Source organism: Allobosea sp. 05T422_2, from assembly GCF_056396265.1.
The window spans coordinates 1-2,905 of the sequence record NZ_JBFTLD010000435.1; the positions used below are offsets into that span (position 1 = coordinate 1).

Below are 2,905 nucleotides of genomic sequence, written 5' to 3' on the forward strand. Positions count from 1 at the left end.
ATCACCATGTCGGCCTCTATGCGTATCGCCGCCGTGCGCTCGATCGCTTCGTCAGCCTGCCGCAATCGCCGCTCGAACTCCGCGAGAAGCTCGAGCAACTGCGTGCACTGGAAGACGGCATGCGCATCGACGTGATGGTCATCGATCACGTCCCGCGCGGCGTCGACACGCCTCCTGACCTGGATCGCGCCCGCGCGCTCCTGAAATCMCGCCTCGGAGCCTGAATCATGTCTGTCGTCGTGTCCTACCAGGGCGAGCCCGGAGCCTTCTCCTCTCAGGCCGCCCTGCAGGTCTTTCCGGATTGCGAATTGCTGCCTTGCGCAACCTTCGAGGATGCCCTGTCCGCGGTCAGCGACGGAACGGCCCGCTATGGCATGATCCCGATCGACAATTCGATCGCCGGTCGCGTTGCCGATATCCACCATCTTCTGCCGCGTTCCGGCCTGCACATCATCGGCGAGCATTTCCTGCCGATCCGCTTTCACCTGATGGCGGTGCAGGGAGCGACGCTCGCCACCCTGAAGACCGTGCAGAGCCATATCCATGCGCTCGGCCAGTGCCGCAAGATCATCAAGAAGCTTGGCCTCAAGGCCGAGGTCGCTGCCGACACCGCCGGCTCGGCCCGGCAGGTCGCGGAAGCCGGCGACGTCACCCGCGCAGCGATCGCGCCGCATATCGCCGCCGAAGTCTACGGGCTGAACATCCTGATGGAGGACATCGAGGACGAGAAGCACAACACCACGCGCTTCGTCGTGCTTTCGAAATACCCGGAATTCGCCCGCCAGGGCACGAAGAAGACCGTGACGACGCTGATGTTCCGCGTGCGCAACATCCCGGCGGCGCTGTACAAGGCGCTGGGCGGTTTTGCCACCAACGGCATCAATATGACCAAGCTCGAGAGCTACATGGTCGACGGCCATTTCTCAGCGACGATGTTCTACTGCGATGTCGAAGGGCATCCTGATGACGCGGACCTGAAGCGGGCCCTGACGGAGCTCGAGTATTTCTCCAAGGAGATGAAGATTCTCGGCGTCTACCCGGCGCACGCGTTCCGCGCGAGCCTCGCCGAGCCGGGAGAATAGGCCGATCGCAGCCGACCGGAAACCGCGTCGGCTGCAGACGCCCTCACGTGCTAGGGCGTGACGCCGTCCTCGGCCCACGCCTTCAGGATCGTGTTCGCGATCGCCATATGGGGCGGGCAGGACAGCCCGTCCGGATGCCTCCCCTCCAGCATCTGCAGCGCCTCCTCCCGCGAGAACCAGCGCCCTGCTTCGAGTTCGTTCCCGTCCAGCGTGATGTCGTCGTTCAGCGCTTCGCTGATGCAGCCGATCATCAGGGAAGACGGGAAGGGCCAGGGCTGCGAGGCGACATAGCGCACGGCGCCGGTGCGCAGCCCTGCTTCCTCGAGGGTTTCGCGGCGTACCGCATCCTCAAAGGTCTCGCCGGGCTCGAGAAAGCCGGCAATGCAGGAATACATGCCCGGCGCGAACCGGGCCTGACGGGCCAGGAAGCACTGATCGCCGCGCACCGCGAGCATGATCACGACCGGATCGGTGCGCGGGAAGTGCAGCGTGCCGCATTGCGAGCATTCGCGCCGCCAGCCGCCGCTCACCGTCGGCGAGAGCCCGCCGCAGCGGGCGCAGAAGCGATGCCGCGCATGCCAGTCGAGCAGGGCCTTGGCCTCGCCCAGCGGCCCGACCTCTTCGGCTGGGACGAGCCGCTTCAGGGCGATCGAGCGCRGGTCGCTGACCAGGAGGTCGTCACGCTCGCGCAGCGTCTCGGCGAGCTCCCGGTCGACCAGTCGGCCAAAGCAGGCGGTCCCTTGCGGGTCGAGTCCGAGGAAGACTTCCTCATGCGCCTTGCCGATAGCGTCGGCCTCGCTCTCGGCGAACCAGATCGTCAACGTCTCGGCGTCGATCCGCTTCAGGATCGGCGTCTCGCCGGAGACGATCGCGTGGCGCGTACCGGGCGAAGCCCGAAAGCCCTCGACCGCGTCGGGACGGTCACGCAGGTCGCCGCGGCGGTCGAGCGGGTTCGTGGCAAAGCCGGTCAGGGCCGAGCGTTCGCGTCGAAAGGAGACATCGTTCATGCGCACACCCGTCTKGCAGGCGGCTTAAGAACAGCCGCCGTATAGGCGGATGTGCTAGCGGCAAAGTGCCGCCTGCGCCAGAGGTGGAAGGCGCGAGGCGGGTCTGCTCCCGGCGGGTTGGTCGTGCCTTAAAGCATCGGCCCGAAAAGTGGATTGCGGTTTTCGGGAAAGCCGATGCAAGATCGGCGATCTAGCGCTCGCCGCGTCCGCGCAGCAGATGKATGATCGCAGAGAAATCGGAGCCGCCTTCACCCCAGGCATTGTGCAGGCCGAAAAGCTGGGCTGCGGCTGCGCCGAGAGGCGTCGCAGCACCGGCTGCCTGGGCGGCCTCCTGCGCGAGCTTCAGGTCCTTCAGCATCAGCGCGGAAGCGAAGCCCGGCTTGTAGTCGTTATTGGCCGGCGATGTCGGCACCGGGCCGGGAACGGGGCAGTAGGTGGTCAGCGACCAGCACTGGCCGGATGAGGTCGATGCGACGTCGAACAGGGCCTGATGCGACAAGCCGAGCTTCTCGGCCAGAACGAAGGCCTCGGAGACGCCGATCATCGAGATGCCCAGGATCATGTTGTTGCAGATCTTCGCCGCCTGGCCGTTGCCGGAGGGTCCGCAATGGACGACGCGCCGGCCCATGGCGGAGAGGATCGGGTCTCCCTTCTCGAAAGCCTCCTTCGAACCGCCGACCATGAAGGTCAGCGTCGCGCCCCTTGCGCCGCCGACACCGCCGGAAACCGGCGCATCGAGCGAGAGGCAGCCGCGTTCGGTGGCCAGCGCATGCGCCTTGCGGGCACTTTCGACATCGATCGTCGAGGAATCGATGA

The 2,905-nt window shown here is 66.0% G+C and carries 4 protein-coding genes; 2 read left to right on the forward strand and 2 right to left on the reverse strand.

Translation table 11 applies throughout. The features are described from left to right. Both AC1DJT_RS35655 and AC1DJT_RS35660 read left to right on the forward strand, forming a co-directional pair. Positions 1 to 224 (forward strand): cytidylyltransferase domain-containing protein (locus AC1DJT_RS35655; protein ID WP_476835953.1); only part of this gene is annotated, 224 nt, incomplete at its 5' end. 3 nt (positions 225 to 227) lie between these two features. Then, positions 228 to 1,082, forward strand: a complete 855-nt coding sequence (locus AC1DJT_RS35660; RefSeq protein ID WP_441506037.1) for a prephenate dehydratase — start codon at positions 228 to 230, stop codon at positions 1,080 to 1,082. A 50-nt stretch (positions 1,083 to 1,132) separates the two neighbouring features. On the opposite strand, the gene nudC is transcribed toward AC1DJT_RS35660, so the two are convergent. Continuing rightward, positions 1,133 to 2,089 (reverse strand): NAD(+) diphosphatase, encoded by a 957-nt coding sequence (gene nudC, locus AC1DJT_RS35665; protein WP_476835954.1) that lies wholly within the window; start codon positions 2,087 to 2,089, stop codon positions 1,133 to 1,135. A 190-nt stretch (positions 2,090 to 2,279) separates the two neighbouring features. Then, the coding region (gene mmsB / locus AC1DJT_RS35670) for a 3-hydroxyisobutyrate dehydrogenase (RefSeq protein ID WP_476835955.1) at positions 2,280 to 2,905 on the reverse strand (626 nt) is incomplete at its 5' end.

Excerpts from the sequence above, each read along its gene's own strand:
- AC1DJT_RS35660 (WP_441506037.1), top strand. The coding sequence starts at position 228 with ATGTCTGTCGTCGTGTCCTACCAGGGCGAGCCCGGAGCCTTCTCCTCT.